Here is a 22,500-nt window from a genome sequence, read left to right on the forward strand (position 1 = left end):
TTTTATATTTAGTTAAAATTATTCTCTTTCCTTACCGGTTCCGTATCCTTTTACGATACCTCTTGGTGAATTTTGAATAAACTGAAGAATTTCATCTCTTTCAGCCGTTGGAAGCATTTCTTTTTCTATGTAAAGCAATGCCTGTGTAACATTCATCTTCATCTGGAAAATAGATCTGTAGATTTTCTGGATTTCAAAAATTTTCTCGTTAGAAAATCCTCTTCTCCTTAATCCTACAGAATTGATTCCTGCATAAGATATAGGCTCTCTTCCTACTTTAATATAAGGCGGAATATCTTTTCTGATCAACGATCCTCCGGAAATCATGGTATGTTTACCAATTTTCCCGAACTGCTGAACGGCAGATAAACCTCCCATTACGGTAAAATCTCCTATTTCTACATGTCCGGCAATCCCGCATCCGTTAGCAATAATTACATTATTTCCTATAATGCAATCGTGAGCGACGTGAGAAGTGGCCATTATTAAACAGTTATCTCCTACTTTGGTATATCCCAGTGCTTTCGTCCCTTTATTTACGGTAACACATTCTCTCAATGTCGTATTATCACCAATGATTGTCTGTGTGTCTTCACCGTCAAACTTAAGATCCTGAGGAATCGCAGAAATAACAGTTCCCGGAAAAATCTTACAATTTTTCCCGATTCTGGCTCCATCCATAATGGTAACGTTAGAACCAATCCAAGTTCCTTCTCCTATTTCAACATCTGCCGCAATGGTAGTAAATGGTTCTACTACAACATTTTTGCTGATTTTCGCACGTTTATCAACGGCTGCTAATTGATGAATCATTTAATCAATTTTATTTTTTGCAACTTGAGCCATTAGCTCTGCTTCTACTGCCACAGCATCTCCTACATATCCGTATCCTTGCATGTGAACAATACCTCTTCTGATAGGCTCTATAAGTTCAATTTTGAAAATAATAGTATCTCCAGGAACTACTTTTCTCTTGAATTTCACTTTATCAATTTTAATGAAATACGTAGAATAGTTTTCAGGATCCGGAACGCTTGCCAATACCAAAATTCCCCCTGTCTGTGCTAAAGCTTCTACTTGTAAAACTCCCGGCATTACAGGCTCTTTAGGGAAATGTCCAACGAAGAAAGGTTCGTTCATTGTCACATTTTTCAAACCTACCACGTGAGAATCTGAAAGTTCAAGAATTTTATCAATTAATAAAAACGGTGGTCTGTGAGGCATAAGCTTCATAATTCCGTTGATATCGAAAACAGGTTCTTTAGTTAAATCAAAATCAGGAACGTTTTTCTTTTTCTGCAATTTCCACTGACGGTTCAGCTTTTTAGCAAATTGAGTATTAACGAAATGTCCTGGTTTGTTGGCAATTACCTTACCTTTTATTTTCACACCAGCCAAAGCTAAATCACCAATTACATCAAGCAATTTATGTCTTGCAGCTTCGTTTGGATAGTTTAAATTTAAATTATCAAGAATTCCGTTTGGTCTGATAGACACATTGTCTTTTCCGAAGGCTTTCTTTAATTTTTCTGTTGTATCAGGAGTAAGATCTTTATCTACATATACAATCGCGTTGGAAATATCTCCACCTTTGATCAAACCATGATCCAAAAGCATTTCCAACTCATGTAAGAAACTGAACGTTCTTGCAGATGAAATTTCATCTTTAAATTCTGATATATTTTTTAACGTGGCATTTTGAGTTCCTAAAACTTTAGTCCCAAAATCTACCATAGTCGTTACTTCGTAAGTATCTGAAGGAATGATGGTAATCTCTGAACCAGTTGCCGGATCGCTGTACGTAAGAACTTCTTTCACCACAAGATATTCTCTGGCTACATTTTGATCTACAACTCCAACGCTTTCGATAGCTTCAACAAAGAATTTTGAAGATCCGTCTAAAATAGGAGGTTCAGAAGCATCCATTTCCAAAATTGCGTTATCAACGTCACAGCCCACCAAAGCGGCTAAAAGATGTTCGCAAGTAGTAATTTTTACGCCTAATTTTTCTAATGTTGTTCCTCTTTCGGTTGCCACAACATAATTCACATCTGCCTCAACCTGAGGATGCCCTTCAAGGTCTGTTCTTACAAATATAAAACCTGTATTTTCTTTAGCAGGTTTAATGGTTAGTTTTACTTCTTTACCCGTATGAAGGCCAATTCCAGAAAGAGTAACCTCTTGCTGAAGTGTTTTTTGCATATCACTCATTAGTATTATCTTTTGAGGTATTCTCAAGATTATTTATTCTTTTTACAACGTCAGGAAGATTTCTGAAATGCACATAGCTTCTCAGATAGTCGTTATAGCTAATTGCCGGCGAACCGTACAAAGTTTCTTTATCATTAACGCTAGAATTCACGCCACTCTGAGCCTGAATTTTCACCTGATTTCCAATTTTAATGTGTCCTACAACACCTACTTGGCCTCCAATCTGGTTCCAGTCACCGATAACCGTAGAACCTGCAATTCCTGCTTGTGCTGCAATTACATTATTCTGTCCGATTTTCACATTGTGAGCAATCTGGATCAAATTATCGATTTTAGTTCCTTTTCCAATCATGGTAGAACCAATAGTTGCTCTGTCGATGCTACAATTAGATCCGATTTCCACATCATCTTCAATGATAACATTACCAAGCTGAGGTATCTTTTTGAAGCCTTCTGCTGTTGGCTGGAAACCAAAACCATCGCCACCGATCACGGTATTGGAATGGATCACACAATTATCTCCGATAATACAGTAGTCGTAAATTCTGGCACCACTGTCGATTTTACAGTTTTTACCAATTTTTACGCCTTTACCTATATATACCTGAGGATAAATTTGTGTACCGTCTCCAATTTTTGCTTTCTCAGAAACGTAAGTAAACGCTCCAATATACACATTTTCACCGATATTTGCACTTTCGTGAATAGATGATCCGTCTTCAATGCCATCTTTTCTTCCCTGCATTTCCTGATATAAATTCATCAGGATCTGAAAAGAAAGATAAGCATCTTTTACTGCAATTATGGTTGGATTATAAGTGTCTTTTGTTAAAAGGTTTTCAGAAACAATAAGAACGGAGCAGTTTGAGGTATCTAAAAAATGGGAAAATCTATCTTGTGCTATAAAAGAAAGATGCCCAGATTCCCCACCTTCAATTGGTGAAACCCCTTTAATAAGCGCATTTTCGTCGCCTATTATTTTTCCGTCAATAAAACTTGCAATTTGCGAAGCTGTAAATTCCATATTCTGCAAAGATAAGAAATTCTATAATTCGCAAACATTTTTTAATTTTAGGAATATCAATTTTAATATACTTTAAGATTTCCGTTCGCGTTTTCCCTTGGAAATGTTAAGATATATCTTGTTGTTTTATTCACAATCAAGCCTGATAAAAGCTGATCTTCCGATTCATCAAGTCTTAATTTTGTTCCGTTTTTCTGCAATAAATAAATCGGTTGTTTTTCAGTATCGTAAGGAAGAAGTTTTCTTTTAATTTCATGAACCAATTCATTTGCATTATCGATTTCTAAAATTTCGTTCCCCTTTTTTATTTTTTCTTCAATAAATTTTTCATCAAACGGATGTGATGAAATAATTGTTTTTGGTAAATTTCGCTGAATCACACATTTACACCAATAAGCCAAGACATAATCATCAGAATTTTGCCAGAATTTCATCGCCTGAATAATATCATTATCATCCAACTGAGTGAATCTTTCTACATCTTCATCAGATGCAGCGGCTTTTCCACGATACAAAAAATAGTTTAAATTATCAGAAGCCGGAAGTTCAAAACCTTGAGAAACGAGATATTTAGCTCTTTCTAAAATTTTCACCAAAATAAATTCCGCCAATGCCGATGTTTTGTGATAATAAACCTGCCAATACATGAACATTCTGGCGGTAAGGAAGTTTTCTATGGAATAGACTCCTTTAGCATCGATCACCAATTCTCCTTCTTCACACACATTCATCATGGAAATAATTCGCTGGGTATTAATATTTCCTTCAGAAACTCCTGTAAAAAAGCTATCACGCTTTAAATAATCAAGCCTATCTACATCTAGCTGGGAAGAAATTAACTGATTAAAAAATTTTCTATGATATTTCCCCTGAAACATTTCAATCGCAACAGAAAGCTGACCATCAAATTCCACATTTAACCTGTTCATTAATAATAGCGAAAGATTTTCGTGATGCCAATCATCCATCAACATACTTTCGAGTGCATGAGAAAACGGCCCATGACCAATATCATGCATTAAAATCGCCAACATCGCACCTTTTTCTTCCTCTAAAGAAATTTCAACGCCTTTCTGTTTCAATGTATCCAAAGCCGTCACCATCAAATGCATCGCCCCAAGCGCATGATGAAACCTCGTATGCGTTGCTCCGGGAAATATCAGATTTAAAAGTCCGGTTTGCCCGATTCTTCTTAATCTCTGAAAATAGGGATGTTCTATAATATCGAATAAAATTTCGTGTGGAATTCTGATAAAACCGTGAACAGGATCATTAATAATTTTTAGCTTATTCTGCATTGAAAGGTCTGATTAGTAAACAAAGTTAGGAAATTTAAAACGGAACTTCAATTAAATAAATATTAAAACAGTTTTCAATTCGGCTATTCGCTGTTCTGTATCATTTTATTTTTACTTGAAACAATTCTAAATTTAAATTGAATTTTTCTTTATAAATCCTTTCATTAAAGCTTTAAAAATTATATATTCATAGTCTTTAATTGTTGAAGATAATATAAATTTGTTTTTAACGATTATTTAACTATAAAGCAGCGTATTTTGGCAGTTTTTAGAAAGAATTGGTCAACATTTTGATACAATAACCATGTAAAAAAAATTATTATGTCGGAAAAGATATTATGGATTGATGATGAAATAGATTTACTAAAACCTCATATTGTATTTTTAGAAAAAAAAGGTTATCAGGTAACCCCTGTTAACAATGTAAACGAGGCTTTGGAATTGATGGATTCAGAGAAATTCGCACTAACACTTATTGATGAAAATATGCCCGGAATTTCCGGTCTTGAAGCGATTCCTATGATCAAGGATAAAGATAATGCGCTGAAGATTGTAATGGTAACGAAAAGTGAAGAAGAGCACATTATGGAAGAAGCAATTGGTTCCCAAATTGCCGATTATATCCTGAAACCTGTGAATCCTAACCAAATTTTACTTTCATTAAAGAAAAATCTGCAACAGGATAATCTTGTGGAGCAGAAAACTATTTTACAATATCAGCAAGAATTCAGAAACCTTTCTATGGAATTGTCTTATTTAAGAACATACCAAGAATGGGCAGAATATTATAAGAAAATCCTTAATTGGGAAATTAAATTTGATAAAGTAGCGGATAATGAATTTGCCGATCTTCTTCAAAGTCAGAAAGAGGAAGCCAATATTCAGTTTGCAAAATTTATAGAAAACAATTACGAAGCCTGGTTGCAAGGGCATGATAAGCCAATCATGAGCCATACACTCTTCAAAGAAAAAGTAAAACCTGAAGTAGAAAAAGACAAAGTTCTTTTGCTGATGGTTGATAATCTTCGTTATGATCAGTGGAAAGTAATTGAGCCTTTATTCACTAAATTTTACAACAAAACATCTGAGGATTATTATTACAGCATTTTACCAACGGCAACTCAGTATGCAAGAAATTCTTTTTTTGCAGGATTAATGCCTTCGGAAATCGAAAAACGTTTTCCGGATAAATGGTTTAATGATAATGAAGAAGGAAATAAAAACGAATTTGAGCGTGATTTCTTAGAAGATCAAATGAAGCGAATTGGTTTGAGTTCAAAATCAATGAAGTATTTAAAAGTTTTGAATGCCGATTTTGAAAGAAAGATTTATGACGATTTCAATCAACATAAAAATAATGACCTATTGGTGATTGTTTACAACTTTATCGATATTTTATCTCACGCAAAAACAGATAATCATATTGTTGACCAATTGATTCGTGATGATAAAACCTTCAGATCACTAACATTAAATTGGTTTGAAAATTCATCTTTATTAAAAATCATTAAAACAGCTGCGGAAAGTGGTTTCAAATTGATTATTACAACCGATCACGGAACGGTGTATGTTAAAAAACCAAGCAAAGTTGTTGGTGACAGAGAGACTTCTACCAACATTCGTTATAAGACGGGTAAAAGTTTAACGTATGACGATCGTGATGTTTGGGCAGTTACAAACCCTGAAAAACTGTTTTTACCTAAAGGAAATTTAAGTTCGAAATATATCTTCGCAAAGAATAATACGTTTTTAGCCTATCCTAAAAATTATAATCACTTTGTGAATTATTATAAAGAAACATACCAACACGGAGGAATTTCACTTGAAGAGTGTATTATTCCGTTCAGTATTTTAGAACCCAAGTAGTTTTTTTCATAGTTTATTCAATTCTGGGTTGAGCCGGAAAAGATCGAAAGGTTTTTTCCGGCTGTTTTTTTATATTTTTGAACCATGAGATTAATTACCTACAACGTAAACGGAATAAGAGCCGCTTTTACAAAAGATTTTTTGGGCTGGCTGAAGACTGCCGATCCGGATGTGATCTGCATTCAGGAGAGCAAAGCCGGAAACGACCAGATCGATATCGATAGTCTTGAAAAATTAGGTTATCACAGTTATTGGCATTCAGCGCAGAGAAAAGGTTATAGCGGCGTCGGAATTGCGTCTAAAACAAAGCCTAATCATGTGGAATATGGTTGCGGTATAGAAAGCTATGATAATGAAGGGAGAATCATTCGTGCGGATTTCGACGGATTCTCAGCAATTTCAGTATATGTGCCCTCTGCTTCAAATATCGAAAGGCTGGATTTCAAAATGCAATTTTGCCACGATTTTCTAGCTTATATTAAAGAATTAAAAAAGACCATTCCTAATTTAATTATTTCAGGAGATTTTAATATCTGTCATGAAGCGATTGATATTCATAATCCGATCGGTTTAAAGAATGTTTCAGGCTTTTTACCGATGGAAAGAGAATGGATGACCGATTTTATTAATGAATGTGAATTAATCGATTCTTTTAGATTTTTCAACAACGAACCCGATAACTATACTTGGTGGAGTTACAGGCAAAATTCTCGCGAAAGAAATAAAGGTTGGAGATTAGATTATAACTTTACCAGTTATACTTTAAAAGATAAGCTTTCGAGAGCTGTTATTTTGAAAGAAGCGGTACATTCTGACCATTGCCCTGCCTTAGTAGAATTAGACATTTAATACAAAGCAAAAAGCCAACTGAGTCAGTTGGCTTTTTTAATTTAAAATCATAAATTTTAATCGACAATTTCATATTCGATCGGAATTGTACCTCGGTCAATATCTCCGATCTCATCGAACGCGGCTTTAGACATATCTAATGCTCTTGATGAATGGAAAGGTCCTCTATCATTTACCTTCACTATAACCTCTTTTCCATTGTTCAGATTGGTTACTTTAATATTAGTACCAAACGGAAGCGTTCTGTTTGCTGCTGTAAATTTTCCGTTATCGAAAATCTCACCGCTAGCTGTTTTTCTACCATTAAACTTATCGTGGTAGTACGATGCATAACTTGTTTTTTTCGCATCTATGGCACTATTCTTGAAAGAATAAATACCAAAGGTTGAAATCATCATTATGATTACGAGAATGAATCTTTTCATCATGTTGAACTTTTATTGGTTTTGACAGGGCAAATGTATCAGTAAAGTTCCAATGAGCCTATTTCATTTGTTAAAATATGTTAACAAAAAATCAATTCTATGTTAACTCCATTCGTAACTACCTATGAATAGGGCGCTTAAGCAACATTGTTAAAAAATGTTAAAATAAAGCTTAAAAAGTTAACAAAATTAACTAATTAAAGCATAATTTAAATTTATAAATTTCAAAACCAGCTGATTATCAAGCAAATCACTATTTTAGAAATTTTCATAAAGTATTAAAACTCTAGATAAGTTTATTCTAATCGTATAAAAACAAAAAACCAATGAGAATCTCATTGGTTTTTATATTATTTGATTTAAAATATTATTATTTCAAATATTCTAATACATAATCATAAGTTCCTGTAGGATATACTACAGACATGCTTGGAGATCCTGTAACAGCTGATCCGTTAGTAATATCATAAGAATAAAGCTCTCTACCATATACTGTGTTAGTTCCCGCTTTATAAATAGTAATACCATACATTGAAGTAATACCTGTTGGAGCAGGAATTGTTACACCTGTACTGTTACCTGTTGTAGTAAAAGTACCTTTGATACCGTAGATTTGAGCATTGTTAACTAATCTGTTAGTAACAGTTTCTGTAGTTAAGATATTTTCTTTACCACCTCCACCAATGATTGGTCTCCATGTACCACCATTTGTGGTCGTCGTTTTATTATCATAATACCAAAATCCTGCAAATAAAGGTTCAGAAGTAGAACCAACACCAGCAACTCCACTTGTAGCCGTATTATATACAATCATACCGTCAAAACGAGTAGGAAAAGAGGTACCAATACCAACCGGAGTTCCACTGAAACTAGTAAAAGTCGTTAAATCTGTTCTTGGAAAGATTAAACCTTTACCAACATTTGTTGTACCATTAGTTGTAGAATTGGAAGAGGCATCGATAAATGCGGAACTATTATTTACTGCTTGGTTTGTAGCTGAGTTTACAATTCTAACTTGCCCAAAAGAGAAGTTAATAGCACCCAATAAAATAGCAGCAGAAAGATATTTAAATTTATTATTGTTCATCATTACAAATTTTATTAGATTAATAACCAGAAATAATTGACCAAGGACTTGTAGCATTACCAGTATACATAAGGATATTCCCTTGACCAGCAATTAAACTTACGTTAGCTGTTTCTCTAGGAGCTGGAGACAAAGCAACATCCGCTGTACCTATAACAGACACATAAATTCTCTTACCAACAGTAACACCTGTAGTTGGTAATGTCAAAGTAGCTGGAGCTGAAGTTGTATAAAGAATGATATCATCAGTTGCTAATGCAGTGTAACTAGCAGTTTGATTAACTACATTTAAAGCCGGGTTAGCAGCAGCACCGCTTCCTACTCCCTTCCATACATTATTTCCTACAGTTCCATCATAGTAATAGAATCCTGTAGCAGTCACATTAACTGTCTTTCCGGTTCCTGTACCGCCTAAACCAGTAACAAAAACTAAGGCTCCATTTTGAGTACTAGGAGTACCAGCTGTACCATCTACGTAAGCTGCATTCTTAGCTTCTAATTGAGCTCTTGTCATACGAGGGACTAATAGCGCGTCTGGCCTAGTAGCGTCAGCAGTATTAGCAGCAACATCTAATGTAGCTGCCGGAGTAGTAGTATTAATACCAACTCGTCCTTGCTGCGCCTTAGACAGCGCTGAGAAACAAACAAGCATAGTTGCTGTAAATAAAAATTTTTTCATAAGTTTTTAAAGATTTTAATTACATTTTTTTCACCAATAATTTTTTATTATCATAGGATCTTACGATCCCAACTTGTGCCTAATTTAAAAACTAAACCGCCAAATTTTAAATGCAGTAAATCAAAAACCATTCCGCTTCTGATTTCTTCACTCTTTAACCATTTAATTCTCAACAAATAGCATTTATAAAAAACTATTCTTGTTGCAAATTTATGATTTAATTTTTTAATTTCATTATTATATTATAAAAAAAACAAATAATTTTTAAATTAAAAAACATAAACAATTGATAAACAATTAATTAACTCTATAAATAGTTATAACTGTAAATCATTAAATTTTATTAATATTTTAAAATCAGAAGCTTAATAATCCTGATTATCTTTAAATTATGATAAATAGCAAATAGATTTACTAAACCAATTCACCATATAGATCAAATTCTTCAGCAGAGGTAATTTTAACATCAGCAAATTCACCAATTGAGATATAGGTATTCTTCGCAGAAACCAACACGGTATTATCAACATCCGGCGAATCGTACTCCGTTCTACCAATGAAATAATTCCCTTCTTTTCTGTCGAACATACATTTATATATATTACCTACCTTTTCCTGATTCTTTTCCCAAGAAATCTGAGACTGAAGCTCCATAATCTCCTCTACCCTAGCCTCTTTCACTTCTTGTGGAATATCATCTTCTAATACATAAGCTCCGGTATTTTCTTCATGAGAATAAGTGAAGCAACCTAATCTGTCAAACTTCTGCTCTTTTACCCAATCTTTCAATTCTTGGAATCTTTCTTCAGTTTCACCAGGATAACCCACGATAAGTGTAGTTCTAATCGCCATATCAGGAACTTTTTCTCTGAATTTGCCTAAAAGTGCATCTGTTTTTTCGTGAGTTGTTCCTCTTTTCATCGATTTCAATAAATCTGAATTGATGTGCTGAAGGGGAATATCGATATAATTACAAACTTTAGGTTCTTCACGAATAATATCTAAAACATCTTCTGGAAAACCGCTTGGAAAAGCATAGTGAAGACGAATCCATTCAATTCCTTCTACTTTTACCAATTCCTTTAATAAATCTCCTAGAGCACGCTTTTTGTAAATATCTAAACCATAATAGGTAAGATCCTGAGCAATCAAAATCAATTCTTTGGTTCCTTTTTTAGCCAACTTTTGTGCTTCAAGGACTAATTTTTCAATTGGAGTGGAAACATGACCTCCTCTCATTAACGGAATTGCACAGAATGAACAAGGTCTGTCACAACCTTCAGAAATTTTAAGATATGCGTAATGCTTTGGCGTTGTCGTTAATCTTTCTCCAACCAATTCATGCTTATAATCAGCACCCAAATGCTTTAATAAAATCGGAAGATCTCTAGTTCCGAAATATTGATCCACATCAGGAATTTCACGAACCAAATCTGGCTTATATCTTTCTGAAAGACAACCTGTAACGAATACTTTCTCTACTTCACCTCTGTTTTTAGCATCAACATAATCAAGAATTGTATTGATTGATTCTTCCTTCGCGTTATCGATAAATCCGCAGGTATTGATTACAACAATATCTCCTCTGTCTTCGTGAACCACTTCTTTGCCATTAGCCTTCAGCTGACTCATTAAAACTTCAGAATCATAAACATTTTTGGAGCAACCAAGCGTTACAACATTAATTTTCTTCTTACCTACAGATTTTGTGCGCATCTTTTTGATTTTGAGTTTGCAAAGATACAAAATATTGAAAGGTTTGAATTAAAAAATAAAAACCACTCTAATAAAGTAGTTTTCAATATTATATTAAAAGTTTCTTTCTGAAAATGTGGGCAATACGCGGTCTTTTTCTGATAACTGAACAACATCTAATGGTAATTTCCAGTCGATATTTAATTCAGAATCATTCCAAATTACACTACCTTCAGATTCTTTATTGTAAAAGTTATCGCATTTGTAAGCAAAAATAGCAGTTTCGCTTAATACAGAAAATCCGTGACCAAAACCTCTCGGAACATAGAGCTGAAGTTTGTTTTCTGGAGTCAATTCAATTCCGAACCATTTTCCAAAAGTTGGAGAATCTCCTCTTAAATCAACAGCAACATCATATACCTTTCCTTCCAGACACGAAACCAATTTTGCCTGCGCGTATTCTCCTTTCTGCAAATGAATCCCGCGAAGAACACCATACGAAGATTTTGAAATATTATCCTGAACAAAATGACCGTTCATACCTGTAAGCTCTTCGAATTTTTTTTCATTAAATTTTTCGAAAAAATAACCTCTGTCATCTTCAAAAACAGTAGGCTCGATGATATAACAATCCTTTAGTGGAGTTTCTTTAATTTTCATAATTTATTTTGTTTTTTCTAGAGATTAAATTGCTTTTTCAAACTCCATTTCAGCCCCAAATAAAGACCTCCAATCGGAATAAAAATAATTAAAATGACAGCCCAAATCGGAAGTTGCGAATTTACTAAAAATATATTCACAATTAATTGAAAAATGGCATACACAGAGCTAATTACTAAATGAGAAACCTTCTTCTCGTTTACAAATAGTTGATATAAATGCCTTCTGTGGGCTTCAAAAATATTTTCTTTTAATAATATTCTTTCAATAATTGTTAAAACGACCTCCATTCCATAGATTGAGAGTAATAGGATGAATTTGTACTCACCAGTTCTCATAATCAGTAACGTAATCAATCCGATTACCCAGAAACCAATTCCCATACTTCCGACATCACCTGCAAAGCACTTCGCTTTATTTCTGAAATTAAAAAACAGAAAAACAATACATGCCAAAATAGGATACATGATGAAATTTTCATCTGTAAACGGAATTATATTTTTATTGATATATAATATTGAACCCAATGTTACTAAACTGTAAACACCTGTCATACCATTAATTCCATCCATAAAATTATAGGCATTTAGCGTACCGATAATTAGAATGAATAAAATTGGCCAAGCCCAAAACGGCATTAGATCAAATGCTCCCGTAAAATAGAGCAGTAATACTACAGAAATCAAATGAATGGAAAGCCTGATTCTGTTTGACAACGTTTTAACATCATCAATAAAACTAATAGTACAGATGGCAAGTAATCCTAATCCAAATGACCAGTAATTTTCAATAACTTCATTGAAATTAAACAAGCAGAAAACAATAAAAGCAATCGGAAAAATAACTCCACCACCACGAAGTGTAATCTGAGTGTGCGCACTTCTGTGATTGGGTTTATCGATGATATTATATTTATCTGCAATCTTGAAATAGATGACCTCAATAACTAATAATATTAGAATTACAGCCCCAAATGTTAATATACTCATAAAGTGAATTTAATCGTTAGTATATTTTACAGAAAAGAATAATTTTTCAAGCATATCTCTAATAATAATTGTTTTAGAAAACTGAAATACATTAAGCAAAAATAATAGTGGTTTCAATAAATTTCGATTAATTATAATATTGGGATTATCTATTTTGAAATAAGCTAGTAAATCTTTTTGATCATGATCTTTAGAATCTTTAACAATTAATAAAGAATTACTATTGTCTTGAATAAGATCTTTGATTTTTTTGGTAACTATGTCCATATGACATAATGTATATGATCTTTCTTGTTTGGTAATAAAAGACGATTTAAAAATTGGTAAAAAAACTCTTTTGCTAATATCTTGTAAATTTTTCTCCGTATATACTGGACTTAACCGAAGAATATGAAAATACTTAGGTTTCTGGTCACGTATAATTTCTTCACATTTCAGCTTACTTTTTCCATATTTCGTGACTGGTATTGGAATATCATTAATGGAAATAATTTTCTTATTATTTTTATAACTATAGACAGAAACGGAACTTAGAAAAATAACTTTGCTTTCAGAGGTATCTAAATATTTAAATATATTTTCAGTCATTAAAATATTCGCATTTTCTACAGACATATTATTAACTTTATTTTTGCCATGAGCAATAGCAGCTGCGTGAATAATAATATGAAATTTTCTATTCTTAAAAAATTCTTCACAAGCCAAACTATCTAATAAATTAAGATTTGTAAATAATAAACTCGCTGAAGAGGTTGTTAATGCCGTAATATCAAAATCATTCTCTAATTCTTTATAAATCTGTGAACCAATAAAACCACTTGCACCTGTTAATAAAAGTTTAGGTCTCATTTTTTATAATTTGATTAAAGGTAACAAACTCGTAATTATTTTGTTTTAACAATTTAATAAGTTTATGCATTTTATTTTCAACACTTTTTCTTCCCATATTAAATCTAATTTTGGTTTTGAAATTAGTATTTTCAGGTACTTCTATATTATAATTTTCAGAAAATTCAAATGGATGAATATAAAAAAAGTAATGTTTGTTTGTTTTAAAAAATCTTTTCAGTAAACCTTTTGTTAAAAACCATGGGAAAATTCTAAGATATCCGCCCCCTGAAACGGGAAGGTTTTTATTCAAAAACTCAACAGTTGATGCTTCAAATTCATAAAAATTTGCTTTCTTATAAATATTTGTATCTGTATCTTGAAAATCAGAAATGTTAATTCTTCCGTAAAGATCATGAGCATCAAATTTTATTTTACTAGAATCAAATTCAAATCCTAATTCTCGTAAAATATCTAATCTATCTCTATCTAAGCTAAAACAAGGAGCTCTATAACCTTTCACATCAGTATTAGTAAAGTTTTTAAATGATTCAACACCTAAAATTGTATCCTTTTTAAAATCTTCCAAGCTCAATTGAAGTGGTCTTTTATGCGCGTAGGAATGAAGACATATTTCATGCCCCTTTCTCTTAATAATTTCTATTTTATCTTTTAATTTTTCAACTAATTCCCCAACAATAAAAAATGTCGTTTTAATATCGTACTGATCTAAAATATCTAAATAAATATCTAAACCATCCATTGTAGATTGATTTTGATTACATTCATCTTTATTAAAGTAATCAAGATGATACCAATCTTCTACATCCATACTAAGAACAGCATATTTTTTCATATTAATTTTCCTCCGTTTTTAGTAAATTCTTGAAATTGTTCTATTGTAGGCCAAGTAAAATAATTCCCATTTTCAGTTATATTTTCTGTTGTCTCAATATTTGCATTTTTAATTCTCAGTATCGTATCACACATCAAGTTTCCACCAATTTCTTTACTTTTTAAAATTAGTGAAAACATAGTCTCATTAGCAGAAATTTGTATTTTTTTTTGGTTCAAAATCTTTCCATTATCAATTTTTGAGTCCATGTAGTGAACTGTTGCTCCTGTTTCTTTTTCTTTTTTATAAAGCGTCCAAAAGCTAGGCATTACTCCGGCATAATATGGCAAATATGAACAATGTAAATTAATACAGCCATGTTTAGGAATTTCTAATAAATCTTTTTTAAACACGACAGGTGCAGAATATGAAACTATAAGATCGGGTTGTAATGATTTTATGCTATTTAAAAACTCTTTATCATTAGGGTTTTTAATTCGTAAAAAATCAATCTTATATCTTTTTGAAACTGCTTTTAAACTTTTAGGTGTAATTTTCAAAGTTTGAAAAGTAGCAAAATCAATGATATTAATAATTTTTGCCGACACAACATTAAGTCCCATTTTAATTGTCTGCAAAATCCCAAATCCCTTTATAAAATAAGATTTTTTATTTACTAAACTATAATCAGAATCAATATCTACAACTTTCAAAATCTCTACTCCATCTAATTGAGTAATTTTTTCAATATTTTTTGGAACAACAAAAGCATCCTCTTGTGTTATAATTATTATTTTCATCTAAACTTTACTAGTCATTAATTAATTTACTTATGTGTTTAAAATATTTTTCGGTCACTTTCTCTTTTGTATAATATTTATTTACAATCTCATACCCTTTATTCCCCATTTCTTTTAATATACTTTTATCATTAAGTATATCATCAAAAATATTAAAAAGATCTTTAGACACATCATTACCTTTATTCTCTATTAAAAATGCTGCATTTGTGTTATCTAATAGATCATAAAGAGGAGTATTTTTATTACTTATTACCAAAAGAGGCTTTTTGCATGCCATAATAGTATAAACTTTTGAAGGTAATCCATCATTTTCTAATTTTTTATTCATAAAAATGAAATGCAAATCTGCATAATTGACAATTTGTGGAATACTTTCTCTCGACTGATAATCTATTAAATGAACATTTTTAAGATCATATTTTTCAATCTCATCTTTTAGCCAATCCCGACAAGCCCCATCACCGATGATAAAATAGCTCACTTTGCTGTCTTTAGTTCTTCTTGCAATCTCAATTAATGGTTCCCAGTCTTGTGCAAACCCAATATTACCAGCATACATTACTTTTAGATCTTCATTATCCGGAAATAATTCTTTATTTACAAGAGGTTTTTCTATTGGATAGTACAATTCTGTATCAACAAAATTTGCTATAATTTCAATTTTTTCAGGATTTTTCATTCGTGGAGCAAGAGTATTCTTAAAATTCTGATCAATAGTAATTAAAGAGTCTGAATGTTTATAAACAAATTTTTCTAACTTTTTTAATTGATTCAAAACAAAATTAGATTTCATTTTTCCTTGATTTACAAAAAAGTCAGGGTAGATTTCCTGTACATTATAAATAAACTTAGACTTCTTTAATTTTGCTAATATAATTGAAACTAATGCTATAGTTAGTGGTGGCGAAGGGCTAATGATTACATCAACATTCTTAATTCTTAAACCTAAAATAAATGAAACAATATGCCAATATATCATACCAATACCTCTCAAAAAAATACTATTGTATTTTTTCTGTGGTACATGATATACTTTAATTCCTTTATAATAGCTTATATAATATAGTCCTCCTGCTTTTTTATCAAATTTAGTTTGATCTAAATTTTCTTTTACTTGATTATAATGAGGTGTAGTAGATAAAACTTCTACATCAAATCCATTTTTTTTTAAATTATAAGCTATATCATTATACAAGTAAGCTGTTGACACAGCATCTGGTGCAAAAACAATACTGTGAATTAATATTTTTTTATTCATTATTTCTTACTCCACACTACTCTATTAATATAATCTGTATAACTTAAAATAATTCTGACTACTTTTTCAGAAACATTTGGCATAGAATAATCTGCTACCGGTCTGTAATTTCTTTCTTTACCTGTTTTCTGTTGTTGAAGCTGAACCAACCCTTGTAAAACTCTTTCAGGAGATAAACCTACCATCATTACAGATGCTTCTTCCATTGCTTCTGGTCTTTCGTGAGCATCTCTGATATTCAACGCTCTGAAATTTAGAATTGATGATTCTTCCGAAATTGTTCCAGAATCTGATAACACTGCATAGCTTCTCATTTGCAATGCATTATAATCATGAAAACCAAGTGGTTTTAGAAACTGAATTTCCGGTCTTACCTCAACTTTCATTTTATCAATCATATTTCTTGTTCTTGGGTGAGTAGAAACAATGATCGGATAACCGAATTTTTCGGCAATAGTATTTAAGCTCTCAATTAATCCGTTAAAGTTTTTCTCAGAATTAATATTTTCTTCTCTATGAGATGAAACGACGAAATACTTTCCTTCTTCTAAATTCAAGCGGTTTAAAACGTCTGAACTTTCAATTTGTGGTAAATAATGATTCAGTACTTCAAACATAGGAGAACCAGTCTTAATAATTCTGTCTGCAGGAAGCCCTTCTCTTAGTAAGTATTCTCTTGCGATATCAGAGTAGGTTAAATTAACATCCGAAGTATGATCTACAATTTTTCTATTGGTTTCTTCCGGAACTCTTTGATCAAAACATCTGTTTCCTGCTTCCATATGGAAAATCGGGATTTGTCTTTTCTTAGCAGGAATTGCACAAAGGCAAGAATTGGTATCTCCCAAAACTAAAAATGCATCCGGCTTCAATTCTTCTAAAAGCGGATCTATTTTAATCAAAATATTTCCAACGGTTTCGGTTGCTGTTTTTCCGGCAGCTTCTAAAAAATAATCCGGTTTACGAAGTCCAAGATCTTCAAAGAAAATCTGATTCAATTCGTAATCATAATTTTGTCCTGTATGAACGATAATATGGTCAATAGCTTCAGACGCATCTAAAGCTGATAATACTCTTGATAATCTAATAATTTCCGGACGAGTTCCTACGACCGTCATTACTCTCAATTTTTTCATTATATTAGTGTATAAATTAAAACCTCCTATGAAAAGATTTTTTTTATTATTATTAATTTTTATTCCTTATTGTCTTTTTTATTGTAAAGTTATTAATATAAAAGATCATGGTGCTATAGGTGATGGAGTTTTTGACAACTCTAAAATATTCAACTCTATTTTAAAAAACACCAAAAATACTGAAACTTACAAGATTTTAATACCTGAAGGCGTATTTTTAATTACAAATCCTATCGAACTTCCTTCTAATATAAGTATTGAAGGAATAGCAACAAATCTTTCAATATTAAAAGTAAACAATTATAATATTAATGCTATTACAATTCTTGACAATAAGAATGATAATACATATCAATATAAATACGTTCGAAATTTATCAATTTATGGACCAGAGTACGGTAAAAACCCTTTTAGTTGGAAAAATACTACACAAAACTTTGAAAATAATATAGGAATTAAAATCTTAGGTATCAGAAATAGAATAGAAAATTGTGAAATAGATGGCTTTTTTACAGCAGGTTTGCACCTTAGTTCCTCTTATTATAATTTCATAAATAATTGTTTTATTAAAAATAATAAGTACGGGATCAAAATAAACAAGACGTGTACCTCTACGTATATTTCAAAATCTGAGTTAAGAGTCAATTCTATTGCAATCTTAATTCAGGATTCCTATTCGATTTATGTTACAGATAATATCTTAGAGGCAAATTTCTCAAATTTTATTGATAATTACGATGTAACTAATACTCTTTCCAATGGTAAAGCTTTGATTCTAATAAATTCTAATAATAATTATATTGAAAAAAATTATTTTGAAGAGCAATTCTACAATATCCTTTTAGATGGCTCCAACAATAATATTTTTACTTCTAATTTTTTCGCCATTGGTAATAAAATGCCTGATAATATTAAGAAAAAAAATCAAATAACTTTTCTTTTTAAAAATAAAAGTTCTTCAAATACAATTACTAATAACAATATTCTAACCTCAACCTCCCAAGTACAAAAGGCAGAAATGATCTTTGATGATTCAAATTTTTCTTCCAATAATATTAATTTTGATAATGAAATTAATTCTTCATTAAGAAAAATATGGCAAAATGATGCTAAAAAACCAACTATAAAATAATTCAATCTAAACTTCTACAAAATAAGTATCAGAATCTTCCGGATTAAAAGGTTCATTAATCCAGAAAATTGTATATAATTCTTCTTCTCCTATATTTTTGATGTTATGCGTATACCAAATTGGCATATCTACATAAGCAGGTTCGTTTCCGTCAAGATAGAAATCTAAAACTTCATCGGTATTAATTTTTCTTAATTGAATTAAAGCTTTTCCTTTAATTACCGCAAATCTCTCAATTTTTCTTGTATGAAAATGATTTCCTCGCGTTATTCCCGGAACTGTGGTAGAAAATGAACATTGCCCGCCAATTCCTAATCTTATAACCTCAACAAATGCACCTCTGGGGTCTGTATGTTGAGTAAATTTAACAGGATAATGATCTTTAATATTAAAATAACAACGGAAAGTATTAAACAGATTTAAATCAAACTTACTTTCCAACACAGGAATTTCTCCGTTGTTAAAATATAAATTTTTGAAATTTTCTAATTTCTGAAGAACCTCTGAAACTTTATTTAAAGAAGTATAAGGTACTTCATATAGCACATTAGATTCTTCTTTTTCAATCTGATCAATAATTTTCTGAACAAGCTCTCCTACATAGATTAATTTCACCTCGCCATCGTTATCAATTACCGGAGTTTCGCCATGAGTAAGTTTATGACAGAAAGTGGCAACAAAAGAATTATAATTGGGTTTACCGAAAGGGCCAAAAACATTAGGAATTACCATTCCTGTAAATTTTCCTCCTGATTTTTCTGCCCAATTTGCTAAAAGCTCTCTTCCTTCCTTTTTAGATTTCCCATATAAATTATCTTTTTCTTCCTGAGAAGATGATGAGAAAAGAACATGTGCTTTAGACTTTGTTTTTTCTAGGGAAACAATTATCTTTCTTACAAGATCAACATTATTGTTATAAATAATTTCCGGATCCTGATGACGATTCATTGCTGCAAGATGTACAATAACATCGCACTTTCCAACAAATTCATTTAATTTTTCTTCGTCATCAAAAAAGTTTCTTTCGAAGTTTATTTTTTCATATTTATCAGGCTGTAGACCTAATGTATTATATAAATGTGAACCAACAAAACCGTTTTGTCCCGTGATACCTACTTTTTTCATCATTTTAATTTTTCAAAATAATTTATTTCAAAACGATATTCATCATTTACTTCTCCTAACAGATAATCTGCCATTACCATTAACTTTGAGTTATCTTCTCTTGCTTGAATAGCAGTTGCAAATCCTTTTGGAATATGGAGAATATTAAACTTCTGACTATTCAGTTCAAACTCTAATATTTCAGTTTTTTTATTAGGATTATCCCAATTATCAATTTTTACTAACCTTATGGTAAAATTTCCTTGTAATGCACTAAACCAGCGTTGCTCTATCTGATGCCCCGTCCAACCTCTGATAATACTTACATCTTTATTTTTAATAAAATAGATCCTTTTTATTTCCGAAGCATCAAAGTTATTATTGAAAAATAAATTTCCTCGTTCATCAGAATGCTTTCCTCCTTCAATAATTCTAGGAATATTCATATCAATCTTATTAATCAGGATACTGCATCAAATCTTCTCCAAGAACTTCTTTTCTTATTAAAGGAAGTTTTAATAAAAGTTTTTTCATTCCTTCTACGTCTTCCTGCTTTGTGTTATGAGAATGGTAATCTTCTATTTTAGAAATATCTTCCACCCCTTCAGAAAAATATTGTGCATAATTAAGATCTCTGTTGTCTGCAGGAATTCTATAGAAATCTCCCATATCTTCAGCCTTAATCATTTCTTCTCTTGTACAAAGAGTTTCGTACAATTTTTCGCCGTGTCTGGTTCCTATAACTTTGATAGGATTTTCAACTTTAAACATTTCTTTTAAAGCTTGGGCCAAATCTCCAATAGTTCCTGCAGGAGCTTTATTTACAAATAAATCGCCCGCATTACCATGCTCAAAAGCGAATAAAACCAAATCTACAGCTTCTTCTAATGACATTAAAAATCTTGTCATATTCGGATCTGTAATCGTTATAGATTCACCACTCTTAATTTGTTTTACAAACAAAGGAATTACAGAACCTCTTGAGGCCATTACATTCCCATATCTTGTAAGACAAACCGTTGTATTTTCTAAATTTCTGGAAGCTGCCACTGCCACTTTTTCCATCATTGCTTTAGAAATTCCCATTGCATTAATAGGATATGCAGCTTTGTCTGTACTTAAGCAAATAACTTTTTTCACACCATTGGAAGCTGCTGCATCAATAACATTTTGAGTACCCTCTACATTTGTCTTTACAGCTTGCATCGGAAAAAATTCACAAGAGGGTACCTGCTTCAAAGCCGCCGCATGAAAAATATAATCAACACCTCTCATAGCCGGCTCAATACTTCTATAATCTCTTACATCGCCAATATAAAATTTCAGTTTATCATTTTTAAACTGATTTCTCATATCGTCCTGTTTTTTTTCATCACGAGAAAAAATTCGGATTTCTTTAAAATGGTCTGTATTAATAAATTTCCTTAAAACAGCCGTCCCAAATGAACCTGTTCCTCCCGTTATAAGTAGTGTTTTATTTTTGATTTGCATATTCCTTAGATTTTTCAGAAAGATATTTGAATGTAGCATTCGCACAATCTTTCCATGTATAATTTATAGCTTTTTTAAAATTAATTTCAGAGGTTATTTTTCTTTTTTCCGTGTCTAATAAATATTTTTTCAATGAATCGTAAATATCATCTACATTCAACGAATTAAAAAAAGAAGCATTGTTTTCTAATATTTCTTTCATTGGCTGTTTAATAGAGCTCGCGATTGGCAATCCTGCAGTCATTGCTTCAATAAGAATTATCGGCATGTTTTCGCATGTTGAAGCAAATATAAAACCATGAGCATCTTTATAAATTTCGCTTAATTCTTCATAAGGAATTAATCCTTTATAATTTACAACCTTTTCTTCATCATTCACTAGAACAATTTTAAGTTTTTCTAATGCTTCATTTGTATAGCCTCCCACCAAATCTAAAGTCACGAAAAAACCGTCTTTGCGTAATCTAATTACTGCCTCTGCAACATTCCATTGATGCTTGTATTCTGTAACAATTGAAACATATAAAAACCTAAACGGATTTGCTTCATTATAAAATTCAATATCATTTTGTATTTTGGGAGAATTTAAAAAAGAGCTTTTTATTCCGTGAGGAATTACAATATTATCTTTTTGATTAAGCTTTGCAGACTTAATAATATAATTTTTAGCATAATTAGTCAAAAATATTACCCCTTTAGATTTTCTAAATGTATAAGATTGGGTCAACTTAAGTAATCTAAACTTCAATCTGGAACTCCATTTAGGAAATCTTTCCAGCTCTTCTTTTTCAAAAGGAAGCATATTTTGGCTCATTGATACTATTTTACTAAAGCTTCCTAAAAACGTACCTCCCGGTACAAATACAATATTACAGTTGTTCTTTTTTATATCTGAAGAAATAAAAAGACTTTGATATATAAAAGATATAATAAAAGATTTATTGAGCCATTTATTATTAATTTTTAATAGCCATTCATAGTTTGGTAACTTATCTAAAGTGGACTTACTACTCCAAATAAGGACTTTATTAAAACCATATTTTTCTGGTTCTCCATTAAGAAGAATTTCTTTTAAATGTGTTACCCCGCCACCTTCTCGAATATTTGAAGCATCAATTCCTAATATCATA

The 22,500-nt window shown here is 31.4% G+C and carries 22 protein-coding genes; 3 read left to right on the forward strand and 19 right to left on the reverse strand.

Features of this window, described 5'->3' with window-relative positions; genetic code table 11:
• Positions 1-18: 18 nt before the first annotated feature.
• The 4 genes from lpxA to OXQ85_RS00640 all read right to left on the reverse strand — a co-directional run bounded on the left by lpxA (position 19) and on the right by OXQ85_RS00640 (position 4,533).
• A complete protein-coding gene (lpxA, locus tag OXQ85_RS00625; protein WP_267401685.1) occupies positions 19-813 on the reverse strand; it encodes an acyl-ACP--UDP-N-acetylglucosamine O-acyltransferase in 795 nt (264 codons plus the stop codon).
• Complete coding sequence (locus OXQ85_RS00630; protein WP_267401687.1) at positions 814-2,211, reverse strand: bifunctional UDP-3-O-[3-hydroxymyristoyl] N-acetylglucosamine deacetylase/3-hydroxyacyl-ACP dehydratase; 1,398 nt, start codon at positions 2,209-2,211, stop codon at positions 814-816. It abuts the gene before it with no gap.
• Positions 2,204-3,235 carry a UDP-3-O-(3-hydroxymyristoyl)glucosamine N-acyltransferase gene (gene lpxD / locus OXQ85_RS00635; RefSeq protein ID WP_267401688.1) on the reverse strand — a complete coding sequence of 344 codons (1,032 nt, stop codon included), beginning with the start codon at positions 3,233-3,235 and terminating at the stop codon, positions 2,204-2,206. Before lpxD ends, OXQ85_RS00630 begins: the two co-directional genes overlap by 8 nt.
• A gap of 62 nt (positions 3,236-3,297) precedes the next feature.
• Positions 3,298-4,533 (reverse strand): HD domain-containing protein, encoded by a 1,236-nt coding sequence (locus tag OXQ85_RS00640; protein WP_267401689.1) that lies wholly within the window; start codon positions 4,531-4,533, stop codon positions 3,298-3,300.
• Positions 4,534-4,854: 321 nt separating this feature from the next.
• Between OXQ85_RS00640 and OXQ85_RS00645 the strand changes: the two genes are divergently transcribed.
• Positions 4,855-6,399: a bifunctional response regulator/alkaline phosphatase family protein gene (locus OXQ85_RS00645; RefSeq protein WP_267401691.1), complete on the forward strand. Its 1,545-nt coding sequence runs from the start codon at positions 4,855-4,857 to the stop codon at positions 6,397-6,399.
• Between the two features lie 84 nt (positions 6,400-6,483).
• Entirely contained in the window at positions 6,484-7,248 is a 765-nt protein-coding gene (locus OXQ85_RS00650) for an exodeoxyribonuclease III (RefSeq protein ID WP_267401693.1), read from the forward strand.
• Positions 7,249-7,304: 56 nt separating this feature from the next.
• On the opposite strand, the gene OXQ85_RS00655 is transcribed toward OXQ85_RS00650, so the two are convergent.
• The 11 genes from OXQ85_RS00655 to wecB all read right to left on the reverse strand — a co-directional run bounded on the left by OXQ85_RS00655 (position 7,305) and on the right by wecB (position 17,643).
• Positions 7,305-7,676, reverse strand: coding sequence for a septal ring lytic transglycosylase RlpA family protein (locus tag OXQ85_RS00655; protein ID WP_267401695.1), 372 nt, complete (start codon positions 7,674-7,676; stop codon positions 7,305-7,307).
• A gap of 367 nt (positions 7,677-8,043) precedes the next feature.
• Positions 8,044-8,760 carry a hypothetical protein gene (locus OXQ85_RS00660; RefSeq protein ID WP_267401696.1) on the reverse strand — a complete coding sequence of 239 codons (717 nt, stop codon included), beginning with the start codon at positions 8,758-8,760 and terminating at the stop codon, positions 8,044-8,046.
• 19 nt (positions 8,761-8,779) lie between these two features.
• Complete coding sequence (locus tag OXQ85_RS00665; RefSeq protein ID WP_267401697.1) at positions 8,780-9,439, reverse strand: hypothetical protein; 660 nt, start codon at positions 9,437-9,439, stop codon at positions 8,780-8,782.
• A gap of 414 nt (positions 9,440-9,853) precedes the next feature.
• Positions 9,854-11,155, reverse strand: coding sequence for a 30S ribosomal protein S12 methylthiotransferase RimO (gene rimO / locus OXQ85_RS00670; RefSeq protein WP_267401698.1), 1,302 nt, complete (start codon positions 11,153-11,155; stop codon positions 9,854-9,856).
• Positions 11,156-11,248: 93 nt separating this feature from the next.
• The gene (rfbC, locus tag OXQ85_RS00675; RefSeq protein ID WP_267401699.1) at positions 11,249-11,794 is read right to left on the reverse strand and encodes a dTDP-4-dehydrorhamnose 3,5-epimerase; all 546 of its coding nucleotides are present in this window, start codon (positions 11,792-11,794) and stop codon (positions 11,249-11,251) included.
• A gap of 17 nt (positions 11,795-11,811) precedes the next feature.
• Positions 11,812-12,783: a glycosyltransferase family 4 protein gene (locus tag OXQ85_RS00680; protein WP_267401700.1), complete on the reverse strand. Its 972-nt coding sequence runs from the start codon at positions 12,781-12,783 to the stop codon at positions 11,812-11,814.
• Between the two features lie 9 nt (positions 12,784-12,792).
• Positions 12,793-13,632 carry an NAD(P)-dependent oxidoreductase gene (locus tag OXQ85_RS00685; protein WP_267401702.1) on the reverse strand — a complete coding sequence of 280 codons (840 nt, stop codon included), beginning with the start codon at positions 13,630-13,632 and terminating at the stop codon, positions 12,793-12,795.
• Positions 13,622-14,467, reverse strand: a complete 846-nt coding sequence (locus tag OXQ85_RS00690; protein WP_267401703.1) for a polysaccharide deacetylase family protein — start codon at positions 14,465-14,467, stop codon at positions 13,622-13,624. Before OXQ85_RS00690 ends, OXQ85_RS00685 begins: the two co-directional genes overlap by 11 nt.
• Positions 14,464-15,246 (reverse strand): formyltransferase family protein, encoded by a 783-nt coding sequence (locus OXQ85_RS00695; protein ID WP_267401704.1) that lies wholly within the window; start codon positions 15,244-15,246, stop codon positions 14,464-14,466. Before OXQ85_RS00695 ends, OXQ85_RS00690 begins: the two co-directional genes overlap by 4 nt.
• A 10-nt stretch (positions 15,247-15,256) precedes the next feature.
• A complete protein-coding gene (locus OXQ85_RS00700) occupies positions 15,257-16,507 on the reverse strand; it encodes a glycosyltransferase family 4 protein (protein ID WP_267401705.1) in 1,251 nt (416 codons plus the stop codon).
• The gene (gene wecB / locus OXQ85_RS00705) at positions 16,507-17,643 is read right to left on the reverse strand and encodes a UDP-N-acetylglucosamine 2-epimerase (non-hydrolyzing) (RefSeq protein ID WP_267401706.1); all 1,137 of its coding nucleotides are present in this window, start codon (positions 17,641-17,643) and stop codon (positions 16,507-16,509) included. Before wecB ends, OXQ85_RS00700 begins: the two co-directional genes overlap by 1 nt.
• A 28-nt stretch (positions 17,644-17,671) precedes the next feature.
• Between wecB and OXQ85_RS00710 the strand changes: the two genes are divergently transcribed.
• A complete protein-coding gene (locus OXQ85_RS00710) occupies positions 17,672-18,775 on the forward strand; it encodes a glycosyl hydrolase family 28-related protein (protein WP_267401707.1) in 1,104 nt (367 codons plus the stop codon).
• Positions 18,776-18,781: 6 nt separating this feature from the next.
• Here OXQ85_RS00710 and OXQ85_RS00715 read toward each other — a convergent pair whose 3' ends face one another.
• From OXQ85_RS00715 to OXQ85_RS00730, 4 genes are read right to left on the reverse strand one after another with little or no spacing between them, the layout of a single operon-like run.
• Positions 18,782-19,900, reverse strand: coding sequence for an NAD-dependent epimerase/dehydratase family protein (locus tag OXQ85_RS00715; RefSeq protein ID WP_267401708.1), 1,119 nt, complete (start codon positions 19,898-19,900; stop codon positions 18,782-18,784).
• The gene (locus tag OXQ85_RS00720; RefSeq protein ID WP_267401710.1) at positions 19,900-20,325 is read right to left on the reverse strand and encodes a WxcM-like domain-containing protein; all 426 of its coding nucleotides are present in this window, start codon (positions 20,323-20,325) and stop codon (positions 19,900-19,902) included. The genes OXQ85_RS00715 and OXQ85_RS00720 overlap by 1 nt, the downstream gene beginning before the upstream one ends.
• Positions 20,326-20,335: 10 nt before the next feature.
• Entirely contained in the window at positions 20,336-21,370 is a 1,035-nt protein-coding gene (locus OXQ85_RS00725; protein ID WP_267401712.1) for a polysaccharide biosynthesis protein, read from the reverse strand.
• Positions 21,354-22,499 (reverse strand): glycosyltransferase family 1 protein, encoded by a 1,146-nt coding sequence (locus OXQ85_RS00730; RefSeq protein WP_267401713.1) that lies wholly within the window; start codon positions 22,497-22,499, stop codon positions 21,354-21,356. Before OXQ85_RS00730 ends, OXQ85_RS00725 begins: the two co-directional genes overlap by 17 nt.
• Position 22,500 lies beyond the last annotated feature (1 nt).

The sequence above is a fragment of the Chryseobacterium sp. GM_Chr_2 genome, from assembly GCF_026540445.1.
Classification (GTDB): domain Bacteria; phylum Bacteroidota; class Bacteroidia; order Flavobacteriales; family Weeksellaceae; genus Chryseobacterium.